The sequence below is a fragment of the Micromonospora sp. WMMC250 genome, assembly GCF_027460215.1.
Lineage (GTDB): Bacteria > Actinomycetota > Actinomycetes > Mycobacteriales > Micromonosporaceae > Micromonospora > Micromonospora taraxaci.
The window spans coordinates 3,851,168-3,868,999 of the sequence record NZ_JAPZBJ010000002.1 but is presented as its reverse complement, the minus strand read 5'-3'; the positions used below and the strand labels follow the sequence as shown (position 1 = coordinate 3,868,999).

The window sequence follows — 17,832 nt, the reverse complement described above, 5'->3', positions numbered from 1 at the left end:
CGCCCGGCTCAGCTCAGCACAGGTACGCCGGACACGTCGACAGTGTCCGGATACTTCAGTCCCGCGCCCGTGTTGAGCACCACCACCCGTTCGCCGGCCCGGATCCACCCGCCGGCGCGTAGTTGCCGCGCCGCCGTCAGACAGGCCGCGCCCTCCGGGCAGAGCAGCAACCCCTCCCGTCCGGCGAACTCCCGAAGGTCGGTCAGCAGGTCCGCGTCGTCGACCGCCACGGCGGTGCCGGACGACTCCCGCAACGCCGCCAGGATCAGCTCGTCGGCCAGCGGAGCCGGGACGGTGATGCCGAACGCCACTGTGTGCGCGTCCTCCCACGGCTCCGCCCGGTCCGCACCGGCGGCGAACGCCCGCACGATCGGCGCGCAGCCGGTCGACTGCACGGCCACCAGTCGGGGCAGCTTGTCGCCGACCCAGCCCAGCTCGCGCAGCTCGTGCATCGCCTTGTGGATGCCGATCAGGCCGACACCGCCGCCCGTCGGATAGATGATCACGTCGGGGACCTGCCAGCCGAGCTGCTCGACGATCTCGTACCCCATCGTCTTCTTGCCCTCCAGCCGGTAGGGCTCGCGCAGCGTGCCGGCGTCGAAGATCGTTCCGTTCGACTCCGCGATCAGCTCGGCCACCCGCCGACCGGCGTCGCTGATGAGCCCGTCGACCAGGCGTAGATCCGCGCCGGCGGCGACGCACTCGCGTCGGCAGATTCCCGGCGCGTCCAGCGGCATCACGATGGTCGCGCCGATCCCGGCCCGCGCGGCGTACGTGGCCCAGGCCGACCCGGCGTTGCCGTTGGTGGGCATGGCGATCCGTTCGACGCCCAGCTCACGGGCACGGCTCACCCCGACCGCCGCGCCCCGTGCCTTGAACGAGCCGGTCGGGATCAACCCCTCGTCCTTGACCATCAGGTCGGTGATGCCGATCTCGGCGCCGTACGCGGGGGCGCGCAGCAGCGGCGTCCAGCCCTCACCGAGCGTCGTGACGTGCCGTGGATCGCCGACCGGCAGCAGCTCCCGGTAGCGCCACAGGTCGGCCGGGCGCAGTGGGAAGCGTTCCGGGGTGACCGCCTTCGCCACCGCCGGCAGGTCGTAGCGGGCCAGCAACGGCGAGCCGCACTCGCAGAGGTTCTGCAGCTGGTCGGCGGTGTGCTCGCGTCCGCAGCGCGGGCAGTCCAGGTGGGTCAGGTACACGTCGCTCCTCGCCGTCAGACCGCGTCGACGCTCAGCCAGTGCCGACTGCGCAGCCCCGGCTCGTAGACCGAGTCCAGCCGCTTGGCGACCACGCCCGGCAGGCCTTGCTCCTGCCCGGCGCGCAGGGCCTCGTCGCCCGCGCCGGGGAACCACGGCGGAGTCTGCCAGTGCGTACCCGCCAAGGCCAGCCCATCGAGCAGCTCCCGGCGTTGCGCGTACGGCACGTCGACGCTGCTCACGCCCTCCAGCCAGAGCAGGTCGACCACCAGGTACTGGGCGCCGGCGGGAACCCGGCTGCCGGTGGACGGGCGGACCGGGCGCACCCGGCCGGCGCTGTCGATGCGCACCAGCACACCGTCGAGCACCGCCTCGGTGGGCGCGAGCGTCTCGGCGATCGCCCGCAGCCACTGATACCCGCCGGTGATCTCCTCGTCGGTCTCGGAGAGCAGCCGCAGCCGCCCACCGGAGACGTACGCCATCGCCCGGACCCCGTCCCACCGCAGCTCGTACCCCCAGGCGGTCCGGTCGCGGGGGAGCCTGGCGGCCGACGTGGCGTGCATCGGGCGGACCAGGTCGGGCATCGGCGTCCATCCCGGCGGCGACGCGTCGGTGCGTCGGATCATCCAGTCCCGGCCGCCGGTGGCGAAGAGGACGTATCGACCGGCGGTGCGGTCACCGGAGAGCGTCACGATCACCTCGTCGTCACGCCACTTCTCGCACCGGTAGGTGCCCCGGTCGTGGATCAGCATCCGGCCGCCGCCGTACTCGCCTGCGGGGATCTCGCCGGCGAAGTCGAGGTACTCCATCGGGTGGTCCTCGGTGTGCACGGCGAGGTGGTTGCGGCCCGGGTCGCGGGGGAGGCCACGCGGCACCGCCCAGGACGCGAGCACCCCGTCGTGTTCCAGGCGCAGGTCCCAGTGCAGGCTGCGGGCGTGGTGCTGCTGGATGACGAAGCGGGCGCTGTCGCCGTCCGGGCCGGCGGCCGTGGGGCTCCGCTCCGGCACGGGCTCCGGTGTCCGGGCCGCGTCCCGTCGTCGCCGGTACTCCTCCAACCGGTCCGTCACACCCCGCATTCTCCGGCACGGCGATCCGTCGCGCTGGACGCCGGAGTGTCCGGTTCACTCGGCGGCAGAGGGCTCGGCGGGGTAGAACGGACCTCATGGACCTCACCGACCAGCCCGCCGCCCTGCTCCCCGGTGACGTGCGGATGCCCCTGCTCGGCTTCGGCACCTGGCAGGCCACCGGCCAGGCCGGCTACGACGCGGTGCTGGCCGCGCTCGACACCGGCTACCGGCACATCGACACCGCCACCGTGTACGGCAACGAGCGGGAGGTCGGCCGGGCGGTGCGGGAGAGCGGGCTGCGCCGAGATGACATCTTCATCACCACCAAGCTCCCGCCCAACCGGGTGGGTCAGGAGCGCGCGACGTTGGAGGCCAGCCTGGAGGCGCTCGGCGTCGACCACCTGGACCTCTGGTTGATCCACTGGCCGCCGTCGTCGCCGACGGACAGCATCCCGCTGTGGCGCGAGTTGCTGGCCGCCCGCGACGAGAACCTGACCCGGGCGATCGGCGTCAGCAACTACAGCACCGGGCAGATCGACGAGTTGATCCAGTCGACCGAGGAGAACCCGGCGGTCAACCAGATCGAGTGGAGTCCGGCGCTGTACGACCGGCAGCGGCACGCCGAGCACCGGGACCGGGGAGTGGTGCTGGAGGGGTACAGCCCCTTCAAGACCAGTGACCTCAGCGACCCGGTGCTGACCAGGATCGCGGCGGCGCACGACGTCTCCCCGGCGCAGGTGGTGCTGCGCTGGCACATCGACCACGAGATCGTGGCGATCCCCAAGTCGGTGACGCCGGAGCGGATCACCGCCAACTTCGACGTCTTCCACTTCTCGCTGACGGCGGAGGAGATGCGCGACATCGACGCGCTCGGCGACGCCTGACGCGGCGGTTTCCTTCAATCATCGCCCTGGCGATGAAGGGCATCGACATCGACGTTCGTGACGGTATAGCGTGCCCGTCATCACGATCGTCGATCCGTTCGTGCCCGCCGTCGCTGGAGGATCGCCATGACCCGATCACCAACCATCCGTCTACGCCGCCGCGGGGTGCTCGGCATCCCCGCCCTGGTGGTCGCCGCGTTGACAGTCGTCGCCCGCCCCCGGCCGGCGACCGCCGCACCGCAGGCCGAGTGCCTCGCCGACCTGCTCCAGGACGCCTGATGGCGACCATTCCCTGGCTCGTCGACGTGCTGCGCGGCGCCGGGGTCCAGGTCGTCGTCGAGGGCGACTGGCTCAACCGGATGCGACCCGGCTCCTTCGACCCGATCGGTGTGCTCTGGCACCACACCGCCTCCACCAGCAGCGCCAGCAACCCGCACCCGGCGCTCGGCATCTGCATCAACGGCCGCTCCGACCTGCCCGGGCCGCTGTGTCAGGCGCTCGTCGACTACAACGGTGTCTTCCACGTCATCTCCGCCGGCCGTTGCAACCACGCCGGGGTCAGCGGTGGCAGCGGGCCGATCCCGTCCGGGGACGGCAACACCCTCATGATCGGGTGGGAGATCGACTACAACGGCGTCAACCAGGAGATGACCGCCGCGCAGTACAACGCGTCGATCGCCGCCACCGCCGCCGTGCTCACCCGCCTCGGCCGCGACAGCAGCTACGCCCGCGGGCACCGGGAGACCAGCACCACCGGCAAGATCGACCCCTCCTTCATCGACCTCACCGTGATGAGGGCCGACGTCGCGGCGAAGATGGCCGGCAGCGGTACGGCCTGGTCTTCCACAGTGGACAACACTACCGCCGGTCGGTTCACCGCCAGCGCCAGTTGGGGTGTCTCGACGTACTCCAGCCAGCGGTACGGCGCCGACTACCGGTACGCCGACCCGGTCGCCGCCAGCGACCCCGCCTGGTACCGGTTCAGCGTGCCGGCGGCCGGCAACTACCGGGTCGAGGCCTGGTGGCCGACGAACAGCGGCTACAACAGCGCCACCCCTTACATCGTCGCCACCAGCTCCGGCAACCGGACCGTCTACGTCGACCAGCGGGTGACCGGCGGGCAGTGGCGGGTCCTCGGCACGTTCGCACTGCCGGCCGGTGACGCCAACCGGGTGGCGGTGAGCCGGTGGAGCAACGCCACCGGTCTGGTCATCGCCGACGCCGTACGCCTCACCCGCGTCTGACCGGCATCCGCCGCCCGGCAGAGCCGGGCGGCGGATGCCGGTGCATTGATCTAAGGTCATCGCTCCACCCCACAAAGGAGCAACGTGATCCGCTTCCGCACCATCCTGGTGACCGGCATGACGGTCGCCGCGACGGTCACCGTGTTCGCCGGCCCCGCGCAGGCCGACACCGTCAGCCGCCACGCACACGCCCACTTCGACGGCGACGGCAGCATGTTCGTCGACGTGACCCGGCCCGCGACCGGCGACACCGTCGTCGACGTCGAGTGGCACAAGGGCGTCTGTGGCGTCACCGACGGCGTGTACGGCTGCGACATCGTCTCCCGCAGCGCGCACGACGTGCCGGTGACCCGCTTCTCGTTCTCGCTGACCGACGGCGCGAAGCTCACCGCCACCGTGCCCTACCGGGAGTCTCAGCAGCGCTGCGACATCGTCGACGGGGACGAGATCTGCGGCGAGCGGCGGGAGAGCACGGGCAGCACCGTCCTCAAGGTCACCTGGGTGCCCGACGGTGAGCCGCTCGCGCGCGAGCGGTGGACGGGTGAGGACGGCACCGTCCACGTGAGCACGTCCACCTGGACGACCGTCTCGGGCAGCGGGTTCGGCAGCGCGTACGACGACATCGCGTCCAGCTTCGGCAAGCTGTCCCGGTCGCGGAGCATCCCGCCGGCCGCCTGAGCGGATCGGGATCGAGACCATGGCTGTGCGGTGGTGACCAGCTGGTCACCACCGCACAGCCCCGGCTCATTGACCCGACGTCACGGGATCGGAGTGGATCGCGGCGGCGGCAACTCGTGACGCACCGACCCCTGCGCGCCCGGAGGCCGGCGGTCCCGAGTCACGCACGGGGAGGTGCGTTTGCCGGTGCCGAGCCCGTCGGTGCCCGCACGATGAAGCCACGAGCCGTGCACCTCGTTGACATGGACGGTGCCGCCGGCCCGGGTGTAGGACGCCTGCCAGTCGCGGATCGTCTCGTATGCGCCATGGTCGAGGTAGTCCAGGTGCAGCTCGAGTTCGACGTGCTGTCCTGGAGGCAGGGCCGCGAGTCGGCGGGTGAGGCGTCCGGAGGCAACGAAGGCGAGTGTTCCGATGATCGAGACAAGCCATGCGCCGGATCTCGGCTGGGCGACGTGGATCTCGCAGCGGGCCAACCGCCACAACATGAAGAGCACCGCCGTCGCCATGCCCAACCCGACCCCGATGAGCAGGTCCGTCGCGGCCACGCCGACCGCTGTGACGACATAGATGGGCAGCTCCCGGTGTCGGGCGTAGGTGCGGATCTGGGCGAGGCTCACCAGCCGTACGCCGACCACCACGAGGACGGCCGCGAGCGCGGCCATCGGGATCATCTCCAGCAGTACGGCGCCGGCCATCACGAACCCGGCAATCCAGATTCCGTGCAGGACCGCAGAGGCGCGGGTGCGTGCCCCAGCTGCGACGTTGGCCGAGCTGCGCACGATGACGCCGGTGACCGGGAGGCCGCCGAGCGTTCCGGACACGGCGTTCGCGGCGCCCTGGGCGATGAGTTCACGATCGAGGTTCGCCCGTGGGCCGTGGTGCATCCGGTCGACGGCCACAGCGGAAAGAAGAGATTCCACACTCGCCACCAGGGCGATGGTGAGGACTGCCGGGAGGATCTCCCACGGCGGTGAGTCGGGCCAGCGGGCGAAGGTGAGCGAGCCCAGGGGGTCGGCGGGCAGATCCACCAGCTCCACGTCGGCGTCGAGGGCCGTCGCGACCACAGTGGTGACCACCACCGCCACCAGGGTTGCCGGCAGCATCGTGGTCTTGACCAGACGCGACCAGACCAGCAGCAGGGTCATGGTCAGTGCGCCGAGCAGCACCGACACGCTGTGGTAGTCGGCGATCTGGCCGGGTAGGTCACGGAGGTTCGCCCACGCCGAGCTCTGGGGCGCGCCGCCGAGCGCGACGTGGACCTGGCTCAGCGCGATGACCAGGCCGATGCCGGCCAGCATCCCGTGTACGACTGTTGGCGACAGGGCGAGCGCAGCCCGCCCGAGGCGGGTGATTCCCAGCAGGATCTGTAGCAGGCCGGCGACGGTCACGATTGCGGCGGTGCCGGCGAAGCCGAACTCGGCGATGGTGCCCGCGACGATCACGGTGAGCCCAGCCGCTGGCCCGCTCACCTGGAGCGGCGCGCCACTGAGCGCGCCGGCGACTATTCCGCCCACGACGGCGGCGATCAACCCGGCCAGCAGCGGTGCTCCGGACGCGGCGGCGATGCCCAGGGACAACGGGATGGCGATCAGGAAGACAACGATCGACGAGGGAACATCGTGCCGAAATGACGCGAAAGTCGACATCTGCCGAAAGGTACTTAGGTAATATTAATGCATAGTTAAGCGTGATTCTTTCACCCTTGAAATGGCCCGAGATGCCACGCGGATTGTCGCGCCGTCGACCTCGTTAGGCGTGTGACCAGCGACGTGCGGGGGCGCGACCTGGACGGTCGCGCCCCCGCATGTGGTGGTGGGTCGGCTCAGTTGCGCGAGCAGGTCGCCCCGTTGAGCGAGAAGCTGCTCGGCGACGAGTACGCCCCGTTCAGCGTCCCCTGGTAGCCGAAGCTCGCCGTGCCACCGGGTGCGATGGACCCGTTGTGGCCGACGTTGCGGGCGGTCACCGCGGAGCCGCTCTGGCTGACCGTGGCGTTCCACGCGTTGGTGACGGTCTGCCCGCTGGGCAGGCTGTAGTTCAGCGTCCAGCCGTTGATCGCGCTGGACCCGGTGTTGGTCACCTGCACGTCGGCCGTGAAGCCGTTGCCCCACGAGTTGGCCGTGTACTTCACCGCGCAGCTCGCGCCACCGCTCGGCGGCGGGGTGGTCGGCGGCGGGTTGGTGGGGTTGCCGCCGCCGTTGACGTTGGCCGAGAACGAGGTCACCGCGAGGCCGACGCCACCCTGCCACGGCTCGAAGCCCGCCTGGATGCTGGTCAGGTACCAGGAGTTGGTGATCGCGCCCCGGTTGCGGGTGTCGTTGATGAAGTCCAGCACGCTGAAGTTCAGGCTGGAGATCGCCGACTGCGCGACGTAGGAGATGACGTTGTTGGAGCCGTTGCTGCCCCGCCAGACCTCCCAGGTGCGGCCGGCGAGGTTGGTGGTGCCGACCACCGAGCCGATGGGCTGGATCGAGCCCTGTCGGTTGAGCCAGATCATGATCTCCATCTGGTTCACCCCGTCCCGCTTGGGCGACGGGTCCAACCAGATGTCGTACGACGCGTTGTAGGTGGCGCCGCTGACGTACCGGTAGGAGATGCTGCTGGTGGCGCTGCTGATCTGACTCACCTGCATCGGCAGGTTCGTGCCGGGGGAGCAGTTGGTGTAATGACAACCGAAGAACACCGAGGGGTACGCCGTGGGAGCCCCGTTGGTGGGGCTGCTCCCGTTCAGCGTCCTGATCTCGAAGCCGTTGTTGGTGACGTTGATGCACTGCTGGGCGGTGGTGCCCCAGCGGTTGTTCTGCACCACGTAGCGACCCTGGATGGTGGTCGAGCCGTACTGCTCACAGATCAGGGTGTCGGCGGAGGCGGTGCCGCCGAGGGCCACGGCCACCAGTGAGCTGGTGAGGAGGAGCCCGGCGGCGGCCAGGGCCCGAAGTTGACGTTTCATGACGCTCCTTGACTCGGCGCGTGCCGGGCGCCGGATGTGGTGGGGTGGTGGGGTGGTGGGGTGGTGCGGGAGCGCTCCCACGCTCAACGACACATTTACATGCTTGAAACTAGGGCGCAACTGCATGCGTCAAACTGGCGAATTGTGAGGATTGCCACGCCCCCGCCGGACGGCTGTCACCCGACGGCCAGCTGAGCGCCGCGAACCGCCGACGGGAGTCGCCGAGACGGCCGATTGGGGCCTGGTGTGGGGCAATAGCTCCGAGTAGCGTGTTGCCTCCAACGCGTTCCGCTCCCCCTCCGGAGGCGTACACCACCATGGGTGGCTCCCCCCTGCGCATCCTCGTCGTCGGCGCGGGCATCGCTGGCCTCGCCGTGGCCCGGGCGCTGCGCCTGGCGGGCTTTCGGCCGGACGTCACCGACAAGCTGCCGCCGGGGGAGTCCACCGAAACCGGCCTCTACCTGCCCGGCAACGCCGCCCGCGCGCTGCACCGGCTCGACCTGCACGACCCGGTCCGCCCGCTCGGGCAGGTGATCCACCGGCAGCACTTCTTCGACGCCGCCGGCGCGCACCTCTGCGAAGTCGACCTCGACACCCTGTGGGCGGGGGTCGGGGAATGTCGCGCGTTGCCCCGGGCCGACCTGCACCGGGTGCTGCTCAGCGGCGCCGGCGGGGCCGTCCGGCACGGCGCCGAGGTCCGCACCCTGGAACTGCTGCCCGGCGCGGTCGGCGTCACCTTCACCGACGGCACCACAACTGAGTACGACCTGGTCATTGGCGCCGACGGGCCGCGCTCCTCGGTGCGGGCGCTGGCCGCGCTCGGAGGGCCGCCCCGGCCGGTCGGGCAGGTGGTCTACCGGGCGGTGCTGCGGGATGGCCCGCCGGTCGCCGAGTGGACCGCCCTGCTCGGCCAGCGCTCCGGTTTCCTGATGGTGCCGATCGGCGCCGGGCGACTGCACCTGTACGCCGACGAGGCCGGCACCGAGGAGCCCGCCGAGCCCCTCGCGCGGCTGCGGGAACTCTTCGCCGACTATCGGGGCCCGGTGCCCGAGGTGCTGGCCGCGCTCGACGAGGTGCACGTCGGGATCACCGACGAGGTGGAGTTGGGCCGCTGGCACCGGGGGCGGGTGCTGCTGGTCGGCGACGCCGCGCACGCCACCGCACCGACGCTCTCCCAGGGGGCGGCGATGGCCCTGGAGGACGCGGTGGTGCTGGCCGAGTCGCTGCGCGCCGCCAACAGTGTCGACGCGGCCCTGGTCGCGTACGAGAGTCGTCGCCGCCCGCGTACCCGATGGGTGCGGGACCGGACCCGGGACCGCAACCGGACCAGGGACGTGCCGCCGGCGCTGCGCGACCCCCTGCTGCGCGGCCGCGGCGACCGGATCTTCGGGGAGCACTACCGGTTGCTGCTCGGCCCGCTGTAGCCCCGTTGTAGATCGTGTCACGCCACCCCACGCGGCGCTGCGACCTGCCGGGGACTATCCTCCTTGCGGATGACGGCCCGCCGATAACCAGCGTGTGCCGAGCGGGACAACCGAGAACCGGAGGCCACTCGTGACCACCGTCGCACCCAAGCCGGTCGTGACCCGGCCCTGGCCGGTCCGGGAGCCGGTCAAGGGGTCGGCCATCGCGCGGCTGCTGCGAACCACGGACGCGAAGCAGATCGGGATCATGTACATGATCACCGCGTTCGTGTTCTTCATGATCGGTGGCCTGATGGCCCTGATCATGCGGGCTGAGCTGGCCCGACCCGGGCTGCAGTTCCTGTCGCCGGAGCAGTACAACCAGCTCTTCACGATGCACGGCACGATCATGTTGCTGTTCTTCGCGACGCCGATCGTGTTCGCCTTCGCGAACTACATCGTGCCGATCCAGATCGGCGCACCCGACGTCTCCTTCCCCCGGCTGAACAGCTTCGCCTACTGGCTGTACCTGTTCGGCGGCACGATGGCGACCGCCGGGTTCATCACCCCGGGTGGCGCCGCCGACTTCGGCTGGTTCGCGTACGCGCCGCTGAGCAGCGTCGAGCACTCGCCCGGCGTCGGCGCCAACATGTGGATCATGGGTCTGGCCATCTCCGGTCTGGGCACCATCCTCGGCGCGGTGAACATGATCACCACGGTGCTGACCCTGCGCGCGCCCGGCATGACCATGTTCCGGATGCCGATCTTCACGTGGAACATCCTGGTCACCAGCCTCCTGGTGATCCTGGTCTTCCCGCTGCTGGCCGCCGCGCTGTTCGCGCTGGCCGCGGACCGCATCCTCGGCGCCCACGTGTACGACCCGGCAACCGGCGGGCCGATGCTCTGGCAGCACCTGTTCTGGTTCTTCGGACACCCCGAGGTGTACATCGTCGCGCTGCCGTTCTTCGGCATCATCAGCGAGGTCATCCCGGTCTTCTCCCGTAAGCCGATCTTCGGTTACAAGGGTCTGGTCGCCGCGACCGTGGCGATCGCCGCGCTCTCGATGAGCGTCTGGGCGCACCACATGTTCGCCACCGGCCAGGTGCTGCTGCCGTTCTTCAGCTTCCTGAGCTACCTGATCGCCGTGCCGACCGGTATGAAGTTCTTCAACTGGATCGGCACCATGTGGCGGGGCCAGATCAGCTTCGAGACGCCCATGCTCTGGGCGGTCGGCTTCCTGGTCACCTTCCTCTTCGGTGGTCTGACCGGTGTGCTGCTGGCCAGCCCGCCGATCGACTTCCACGTGTCGGACTCGTACTTCGTGGTGGCGCACTTCCACTACGTGCTCTTCGGCACGATCGTGTTCGCGGTGTTCGCCGGCATCTACTTCTGGTTCCCGAAGATGTTCGGCCGGATGCTCGACGAGCGGCTGGGCAAGGTGCACTTCTGGCTCACCATGATCGGCTTCCACACCACGTTCCTGGTGCAGCACTGGCTCGGCAACGAGGGCATGCCCCGTCGGTACGCCGACTACCTGCCCGGTGACGGCTTCACCACGCTGAACATGATCTCCACGATCGGCGCGTTCATCACCGGTATCTCCACGCTGCCGTTCATCTACAACTGCTGGAAGTCGTACAAGACCGGCCCGGTGGTCGAGGTGAACGACCCCTGGGGTCACGGCAACTCGCTGGAGTGGGCGACCAGCAGCCCGCCGCCGCTGCGCAACTTCGACAAGATGCCCCGCATCCGCTCGGAGCGGCCGGCGTTCGACGCGAAGTTCCCGGAGCTGGCCGCCGGCGGTCAGAGCCTGGCCGGCCCGCCGGAGGGTGGCTCCAAGCCGCTCACCAGCGAGTCGGACGGCGGTGCGAGCTACCGCGAGGACACCGCCAGCGACATCGACAGGCACTGACGCTCGAACTCGGCAGTACGACGGGCGCCGCCCCCGGGACCATCCCGGGAGCGGCGCCCGTCGCCGTTGCCAGGCGCCATCCCGCTCGGCCTCCGCCCCGGCTCTCGGCTCTGGCGCCGGCCTTGGCCCGGCAGCGCCCTGGGCTCGGCCTCGGCGTGGGCTTGGCCTCGGCGTGGCTGGCTCGGTGCGACGCGGCGTGGCGCAGCCCGGGCCAGCCCTCGCCCTGCGCGGCGCGGCGCGGTCTTCTTCGCCCTGCCATATCCGGGCGGTGCTGCTTCTGAGCGATATACCTGTGAGTCATATTTATGACTCACAGGTATATCCGCTGTTCGCGCACATGCCTTCGTCCGGCCGCGAGGGGAGCAGTGGGCAGCGGCATCCCGGGGCGTTGGTCGCAACCGCGCCGGGAGGTTGCCGGCGGTGTTCGCGGTGCGGCCGTGCGGCCGTGCGGCGAAGGGCGAAGGGCGAAGGGCGAAGGGGTGGCCTTCGTCCGTCGAGGGACGCGCCGTCAGTGGCCGACGCGCCGTCAGTGGCTGACGGAGGTGAGGTCGGTTTCGATGGAGTGCGAGTTGGCCGTGGCGGCGTTGCGGCGGCGGCGCAGCTCGATCGGGAGCACCACCAGGGTGACCAACGCGCCGAGTGCTCCGGTGACCACGAAGCCCCAGACCGGCGAGCTGGCGTCGATCACCGCGCCGGCGAGCGGCGCGCCGATCGCGATGCCCACGGTGACCGCCGACCCGTGCAGCCCCATCGCCTCACCGCGTACCTGGGCCGGGACCAGGCGGCTCACCGCGTCGGAGCCGGCCGCGATGGTCGGCGCGCAGAGCGCGCCGGCCGGGATCAGCGCCAGGCTGAGCAGCCACCAGTGCGCACCACCCAACCCGACCGGGATGGTGCACAGGGCCAGAGCGGCGGTCAACGCCAGTGGGGAGAACGAGCGGTGCACAGCTCCGTAGGCGAACCCGCCGGCGAGTGAGGCGACCGCCCAGATGGCCAGCACCGCGCCGGTCCAGCCCACCTCGCCGCTGGCCCGCAGCACCGCGACCACCGCCACGTCCGTGCCGCCGAGCACCAGGGTCGCCGCGGCGCTGAGCGCCAGTACGGCGAGCAGTCGGGGAGTCAGCCACTCCCGGCGACGTACCGGCTGTGGTGGGCCGCTCGGCTCAGCGGTGGCCTCCCGGATCGGCGGGTTGACCACCCAGAGGGCGATCCCGGCGGCGACGATGCCCCCGCCGACCAGGTACATGGTGGTCTGCGCGGAGATCGCGGTCACCAGGGCGACGGCCAACGCCGGGCCGATCATGAACGACAGCTCCACCGACATGGAGTCCAACGCGTACGCCGGACGGCGTTGGTCCTCCGGGACCAGCGCGGCGATCGACTGACGGACCACGGAGAAGATCGGCAGTGCCAGCGAGCCGGCCACGAAGGCAAGCGGCAACAGCAGGGGGTACGACAGCGACGGCGCGATCGACCAGAAGATGGCCTCGGCGATGCCGGTGAGCACCAGCACCGGGCGTAGGCCCCGCCGGTCCACCAGTCGGCCGAGGATCGGCCCGCCGATCGCCGCGCCCACCGTGACGGCCGTGCCCACCAGGCCGGCGGCTCCGTAACCTCGACCGAGGTCGAACACCACGTGGAAGGTCAGCGTCACCCCGGTCGCGGTGAGCGGGATGCGGGCGAGGACGGCCACCACCAGCAGCGACCGCAGGCCGGGCAGTGCGAGCGCCTGCCGGTAAGGCTTCATGTTCACGTGGGTCCGTACCTCCGGCGACATCCTCGACGGAGGACGGCCCGATGGCCAACCATTTACGCCCTCATGCGGCAGTGATCACAGGATCCCCGTGCAGAGTCACCCCGGCGCCCTCCATCGCGCGCAGTGCCACGTCGGTGGTCGCCGGGGCGACGGCTGCGGTCAGCTCCAGCAGCACAGTGGTGGCGAACCCCTCCCGGGCGGCGTCCAGCGCGGTCGCCCGCACGCAGTGGTCGGTGGCGATGCCGACCACGTCGACCCGGTCCACGTCGTGCCGGCGCAGCCAGTCGGCCAGGCACTCGCCGTCGGCGGCGTGCCCCTCGAACCCGGAGTACGCCGCCGCGTGCTCGCCCTTGTGGAAGATCGCCTCGACCCGGGCGGCGTCCAGTTCCGGGTGGAACTCCGAGCCGCTGGTGCCGACCACGCAGTGCCGGGGCCAGGACTCCACGAAGTCCGGCGGATCGCCGAAGTGAGCGCCCGGGTCGACGTGGTAGTCCTTGGTGGCGACGACGTGTGTCCACCGGTCCGGCTCGTTGGCGAGCAGCCGGGAGATGCCCGCGGCCACCCCCGCGCCACCCGCGACGGCCAACGAGCCGCCCTCGCAGAAGTCGTTCTGCACGTCCACGATGATCAGCGCGTTGGCCATCGGGGTTCCCTTTCCAGATCGATTCGGTGGGAGGGCTCAGTCAGCGGGCACGACGGTGACCGGCACGGCGGGGTCGCCGGCCGACAGCTTCAACCCCTCCCACGGGATGGAGATCAGGCATTCACGCAGGTGCTCCCGCGACTGGTCGAGGGTGGGCAGCGACACGGGCTCGCCGTCAGCCACGTACGAGTGCTGGAGCATGCGGTCGTTCGGCTTCCGGTCCGGCACGCCCTGCGGGACGATGATCTCCTCGGTGGCGGTGCCGGTCGGCTTGTGCCGGCGGACCGCTACCTTCCGGCCGCCGATGGTGGCCTTGTGCTCGGAGCGCTTCACCACCGGCCGCCCCTCGACCTCGACGAGCTTGTAGACCAGCCCGGCGGTCGGTGCCCCGGAGCCGGTGACCACTGCCGTGCCGGCGCCGTACATGTCCACCGGTTCGGCGGCCAACGCGGCGATCGCGTACTCGTCGAGGTCACCACTAACGATGATCTTCGTTTCGGTGGCGCCCAGCGAGTCGAGCAGTTCGCGGGACTGCTGGGCGATCACCGCCAGGTCGCCCGAGTCGATCCGTACCGCCCGCAGGTCCGGCCCGGCCACCGCGATCGCGTTGCGGATGCCCTGACTGATGTCGTACGTGTCGACCAGCAGCGTGGTGTCCCTGCCCAGCGTGGCGACCTGCGAGGCGAACGCCGCCCGCTCGTCGTCGTGCAGCAGGGTGAACGCGTGCGCCGCCGTGCCGGCCGTCGGGATGCCGTAGCGCGCACCGGCGGCGAGGTTGGACGTGAACCGGAACCCGGCCAGGTACGCGGCACGCGCCGCCGCCACGGCGGCCTCCTCGTGCGCCCGACGTGACCCCATCTCGATGAGGGTCCGGCCCCGCGCGGCGGTCACCATGCGGGCCGCCGCCGCGGCGACAGCGCTGTCGTGGTTGAGGACGGAGAGCACGAGTGTCTCCAGCACCACGCACTCGGCGAATCCGCCGGAGACGGTGAGGATCGGTGAGCCCGGGAAGAACAGCTCACCCTCGGCGTACCCGTCGATGTCGCCGGTGAAGCGGTAGTCGGTGAGCCACCCGGCGGCCGACTCGTCGACCACCCCCGTCCGGCGGAGGAAGTCGACAGCGGTGGGGTCGAACTGGAAGTCGCGGATCAGATCGACCAGCCGACCGGTGCCGGCGACCACGCCGTACCGGCGACCACTGGGCAGTCGGCGGCTGAACACCTCGAAGACACACCGGCGGTCGGCGGTGCCGTCCCTCAGTGCCGCGCTGACCATGGTCAGCTCGTAGTGGTCGGTCAGCAGCGCGGGTCGGTGGTTGCTCACCGCCCCAGCCTAAGGTTCAGCCCGCGTCGCCGCCCTCGTGGCCCGGGATCGAGCGCAGCGCGGCCCACAGCTCGGCGCGGCCGGTCACACCGAGCTTGGTGTAGATCCGCTGGAGGTGGTTCTCCACGGTGCGTGCCGAGAGATACAACCGTTCGGCGATGGCCCGGCTGGGCGCGCCGTGCGCGGCGAGACGGGCCACCTGCCACTCCCGCTCGGTGAGCACCGGCGCGCCCGCCCGCAGCGCCGGCGTCCGGATCGAGTCACATCGCCCGAGCAGCCCGGCGAGGCGCTCCCGGGCGTCGTTGGCGGCCGCCGAGTGCTGCCGGCGCAACCGCTGCACGGCCTGGGCGGTGGCCTCGGCCGCGTATACGGTCAACTCCAGGGCGGCATAATCGTCGGCGACCGCGAGCAGGTCGGTGGCGGAGTCGGTCACCGCGGCGCGGGCGTGCCGGGCCAGCAGCGGCGGAAGCACCCCGTCGACCCGTTCGGACAGCTCGGCGAGGCGCTGGGCGACCGTCCGGCGGCCACCGTCGGAGCAGGTGGGACCGACCGGCATGCTCGCCTGGTCCAGTCGCACCAGGTCGTGCAGGACGTGCACCTCGTGCCCGGCGAAATCGTCAGCGCGCAGCCGGTCCACCAGGTCCTCGAGGTGCTTGACCGCGCCCGGCAGGTCGCCCGACGCGGCGAGGGCGGCGCCCCGAGCCTGCTCCAGCCACGGGTAGAGCACCGCCATGCCCGGCGCGTGGGTGCGGTCCGCCTCGGCCATCGCCGCCGTCGCCTGCGCGGCGTCACCGCGCAGCGCCGCCGACTGGGCGCGCTCCGCCTGCGCCAGGCCGGCGTAGACCCGGCTGGTGGCCAGCACCGCGCACGCGCCCAGGGCCGTCCGCATCGCCGCGTCGCTCTGCCCACGCATCCGGGCTGCGTACGCCTGGAGGATGGCGAGGTAGCCGGTGCCGAGCCGGAAGTCACCGGCACCGGCGAGGTCCGCGAACTCGTCGGCCACGATCGAGTCGATGCCGGCCAGGTCGCCGGTCAGCATGAGCTTGGTGCCCCGGGCCAGCTCCAGTGCCAACTGGAGGTACGGCATGTCGGTGCGCCAGTTGGCCGCCGCGGAGTGCACCTGGGCGATAGCCGTACCGCTGCGGTTGAGCTGGCCCTGCGCGGCCTGCACGTACGCGATGGTGGAACGCGCCAGCTCGCGGGCGGCGACGCCGGCGGCCGGCCGGTCCAGTACGCGTTGGCTGAGCCGCACGGCGGTTGCCGTGTCCATGCCGTGCAGGCGCATGATCGCCTCGAAGGCGTGCACCCGGGACCGGTCCGCGGAGTCGCTGAGTTGCTCGACGCGGCTCGCGATCTCCTCCACCGTGGACTCTCGGCTCAACCCCCAGTAGCTGACCATCCCGCGTACCGTCAGCCAGCGGCAGAGCCGCCGCTCGTCGCCGGGCTCGGGGGTGACCGTGTCGAGGACAGCGATCGCCTCCTCGGGCCGGTCGGCGAACATCAGGATGGTGGCCAGCAGTTCTGCCGCGTCGGAGCCGCCGTCGGCGTTGAGCGCGGCGCGTGCCAGGCGGGTGGCCAACGGCACGTCGTAGCGGGTGAACGCCTGGATCGCGGCATCGACCAGGAGCGAAGGGTCCTGTGCGGTGCCCGAGTCGAGTCGCCAGACCGCCACGCGCAGCAGGTCGTCGCGGCGACGCTTGCCCACCTGTTCGAGCAGTGCCGCGAGGTTCGCCTGGAGGCGGCGGGTGCGGCTGACCGGGCAGCGGCGGCGCATTACCTCGCCGTAGAGCGGGTGGGCCAGCCGGACGTCGGTCCGCCGGTCGTGCTGGATCACACTGATCAGGCCGCGTTCCTCGGCGGTCTCCACGTCCGCCTGGTCGGCGGCCTGTTTGAGCAGGTGCAGCCCGAGCGGCTCGCCGAAGGCCACCAGCTCGACGACCGCACGGACGCCGTCGGTGAGCTTGCCGACCCGGGTGTCGATCAGGTCGGTCAGGTTGGGCGCCAACTCCAGTCGCCCGGTCCACTTCCAGATCCCGTAGGTGCGCTTCAACTCCGCGCTGCCGCTCGCGGCGTGCACCAACTCGCGGAGCAGCAGCGGGTTGCCGGCCGACAGCTCCCCGAGCCGGTCGGCGGAGCCGGAGTCCACCGGACCACCCAGGATCGCCGCCAGCAGGCCCGCCGTCTCCTCCTGCGGCATCGGGCTCAGTTCGACGTGCTCGACCAGGTCGTCGGTCCAGAGTGCGCGGATCGGCAGCGGGATCTGCTCGCCGTCGCGCAGGGTGCCGAGCACTGTGGCGTTCTCCGCGCGGGCGACCAGGTGCACCAGCGCCGCCGAGGGCGGGTCGAGCAGGTGCGCGTCGTCGATGGCGAGGACGATGCGTCGGCCCGCCGCCTGCTGTTGCAGCACGTTGAGCGCCCAGCGCAGGATGCCGGCGGGGGAGAGGCCCTGCGGCTGCTCGGCGGGGAGGACCTGCACCAGACCGCCGAACGGCAACGCGGCGGTGGTGGCGCTGGCCGCGATGGACCAGATCGCGAACCGGTCGGTGGGCAACGCGTTGACGCCCTCGCGCAGCAATCGACTCTTGCCGATGCCCGCGCTGCCGCTGAAGAAGAGCCCGCGGCCGGCCTCGCCGGTCACCGCCGCCAGCAGGCGGTTCAGCTCATCTGTCCGGCCGACGAACTCCCACCGACTCATTCGCGCAGCATATCGACCGGAATCCGTCTGCGCCCGTACCGTCACCCAACGAAGTTGAGTAGTCGCACAATTACCGATGAGTAT

At 71.0% G+C, this 17,832-nt stretch carries 14 protein-coding genes; 6 read left to right on the top strand and 8 right to left on the bottom strand.

Annotated features, from left to right (window positions below; genetic code table 11):
- Positions 1–8: 8 nt before the first annotated feature.
- Both O3438_RS17160 and O3438_RS17155 read right to left on the bottom strand, forming a co-directional pair.
- Positions 9–1,199, bottom strand: a complete 1,191-nt coding sequence (locus O3438_RS17160) for a threonine synthase (protein ID WP_269680910.1) — start codon at positions 1,197–1,199, stop codon at positions 9–11.
- Between the two features lie 14 nt (positions 1,200–1,213).
- Positions 1,214–2,263, bottom strand: coding sequence for a DNA polymerase ligase N-terminal domain-containing protein (locus O3438_RS17155; protein WP_269680909.1), 1,050 nt, complete (start codon positions 2,261–2,263; stop codon positions 1,214–1,216).
- Positions 2,264–2,358: 95 nt separating this feature from the next.
- On the opposite strand from O3438_RS17155, the gene O3438_RS17150 reads away from it, so the two are divergent.
- From O3438_RS17150 to O3438_RS17135, 4 genes are all read left to right on the top strand, one after another.
- Positions 2,359–3,147 carry an aldo/keto reductase gene (locus tag O3438_RS17150; protein WP_269680908.1) on the top strand — a complete coding sequence of 263 codons (789 nt, stop codon included), beginning with the start codon at positions 2,359–2,361 and terminating at the stop codon, positions 3,145–3,147.
- Between the two features lie 126 nt (positions 3,148–3,273).
- Complete coding sequence (locus O3438_RS17145; RefSeq protein ID WP_269680907.1) at positions 3,274–3,426, top strand: hypothetical protein; 153 nt, start codon at positions 3,274–3,276, stop codon at positions 3,424–3,426.
- Positions 3,426–4,391 (top strand): golvesin C-terminal-like domain-containing protein, encoded by a 966-nt coding sequence (locus O3438_RS17140; RefSeq protein ID WP_269680906.1) that lies wholly within the window; start codon positions 3,426–3,428, stop codon positions 4,389–4,391. Before O3438_RS17145 ends, O3438_RS17140 begins: the two co-directional genes overlap by 1 nt.
- An 84-nt stretch (positions 4,392–4,475) precedes the next feature.
- Positions 4,476–5,069: a hypothetical protein gene (locus tag O3438_RS17135; RefSeq protein WP_269680905.1), complete on the top strand. Its 594-nt coding sequence runs from the start codon at positions 4,476–4,478 to the stop codon at positions 5,067–5,069.
- An 80-nt stretch (positions 5,070–5,149) separates the two neighbouring features.
- On the opposite strand, the gene O3438_RS17130 is transcribed toward O3438_RS17135, so the two are convergent.
- Together O3438_RS17130 and O3438_RS17125 are read right to left on the bottom strand one after the other, a co-directional pair.
- Complete coding sequence (locus tag O3438_RS17130; RefSeq protein WP_269680904.1) at positions 5,150–6,715, bottom strand: SulP family inorganic anion transporter; 1,566 nt, start codon at positions 6,713–6,715, stop codon at positions 5,150–5,152.
- 176 nt (positions 6,716–6,891) lie between these two features.
- On the bottom strand, positions 6,892–8,016 hold the full coding sequence (locus O3438_RS17125) for a GH12 family glycosyl hydrolase domain-containing protein (protein ID WP_269680903.1): 1,125 nt from the start codon (positions 8,014–8,016) through the stop codon (positions 6,892–6,894).
- Between the two features lie 317 nt (positions 8,017–8,333).
- Between O3438_RS17125 and O3438_RS17120 the strand changes: the two genes are divergently transcribed.
- Positions 8,334–9,440 (top strand): FAD-dependent monooxygenase, encoded by a 1,107-nt coding sequence (locus O3438_RS17120; RefSeq protein WP_269680902.1) that lies wholly within the window; start codon positions 8,334–8,336, stop codon positions 9,438–9,440.
- 130 nt (positions 9,441–9,570) lie between these two features.
- On the top strand, positions 9,571–11,331 hold the full coding sequence (gene ctaD / locus O3438_RS17115) for an aa3-type cytochrome oxidase subunit I (RefSeq protein WP_269680901.1): 1,761 nt from the start codon (positions 9,571–9,573) through the stop codon (positions 11,329–11,331).
- Positions 11,332–11,857: 526 nt separating this feature from the next.
- On the opposite strand, the gene O3438_RS17110 is transcribed toward ctaD, so the two are convergent.
- From O3438_RS17110 to O3438_RS17095, 4 genes are read right to left on the bottom strand one after another with little or no spacing between them, the layout of a single operon-like run.
- The gene (locus O3438_RS17110) at positions 11,858–13,108 is read right to left on the bottom strand and encodes an MFS transporter (protein ID WP_269680900.1); all 1,251 of its coding nucleotides are present in this window, start codon (positions 13,106–13,108) and stop codon (positions 11,858–11,860) included.
- A gap of 40 nt (positions 13,109–13,148) precedes the next feature.
- Complete coding sequence (locus O3438_RS17105) at positions 13,149–13,730, bottom strand: isochorismatase family protein (RefSeq protein ID WP_269680899.1); 582 nt, start codon at positions 13,728–13,730, stop codon at positions 13,149–13,151.
- Between the two features lie 36 nt (positions 13,731–13,766).
- The gene (locus O3438_RS17100; protein WP_269680898.1) at positions 13,767–15,053 is read right to left on the bottom strand and encodes a nicotinate phosphoribosyltransferase; all 1,287 of its coding nucleotides are present in this window, start codon (positions 15,051–15,053) and stop codon (positions 13,767–13,769) included.
- Between the two features lie 16 nt (positions 15,054–15,069).
- A complete protein-coding gene (locus O3438_RS17095; protein WP_269680897.1) occupies positions 15,070–17,748 on the bottom strand; it encodes a LuxR C-terminal-related transcriptional regulator in 2,679 nt (892 codons plus the stop codon).
- Between the last annotated feature and the right edge of the window lie 84 nt (positions 17,749–17,832).

Bases quoted from the DNA above. Each gene is read 5' to 3' on its own strand.
- O3438_RS17095 (WP_269680897.1), bottom strand. From the start codon at position 17,748: ATGAGTCGGTGGGAGTTCGTCGGCCGGACAGATGAGCTGAACCGCCTG.
- O3438_RS17125 (WP_269680903.1), bottom strand. From the start codon at position 8,016: ATGAAACGTCAACTTCGGGCCCTGGCCGCCGCCGGGCTCCTCCTCACC.
- O3438_RS17110 (WP_269680900.1), bottom strand. From the start codon at position 13,108: ATGTCGCCGGAGGTACGGACCCACGTGAACATGAAGCCTTACCGGCAG.
- O3438_RS17145 (WP_269680907.1), top strand. From the start codon at position 3,274: ATGACCCGATCACCAACCATCCGTCTACGCCGCCGCGGGGTGCTCGGC.
- O3438_RS17105 (WP_269680899.1), bottom strand. From the start codon at position 13,730: ATGGCCAACGCGCTGATCATCGTGGACGTGCAGAACGACTTCTGCGAG.
- O3438_RS17130 (WP_269680904.1), bottom strand. From the start codon at position 6,715: ATGTCGACTTTCGCGTCATTTCGGCACGATGTTCCCTCGTCGATCGTT.
- O3438_RS17150 (WP_269680908.1), top strand. From the start codon at position 2,359: ATGGACCTCACCGACCAGCCCGCCGCCCTGCTCCCCGGTGACGTGCGG.
- O3438_RS17140 (WP_269680906.1), top strand. From the start codon at position 3,426: ATGGCGACCATTCCCTGGCTCGTCGACGTGCTGCGCGGCGCCGGGGTC.
- O3438_RS17120 (WP_269680902.1), top strand. From the start codon at position 8,334: ATGGGTGGCTCCCCCCTGCGCATCCTCGTCGTCGGCGCGGGCATCGCT.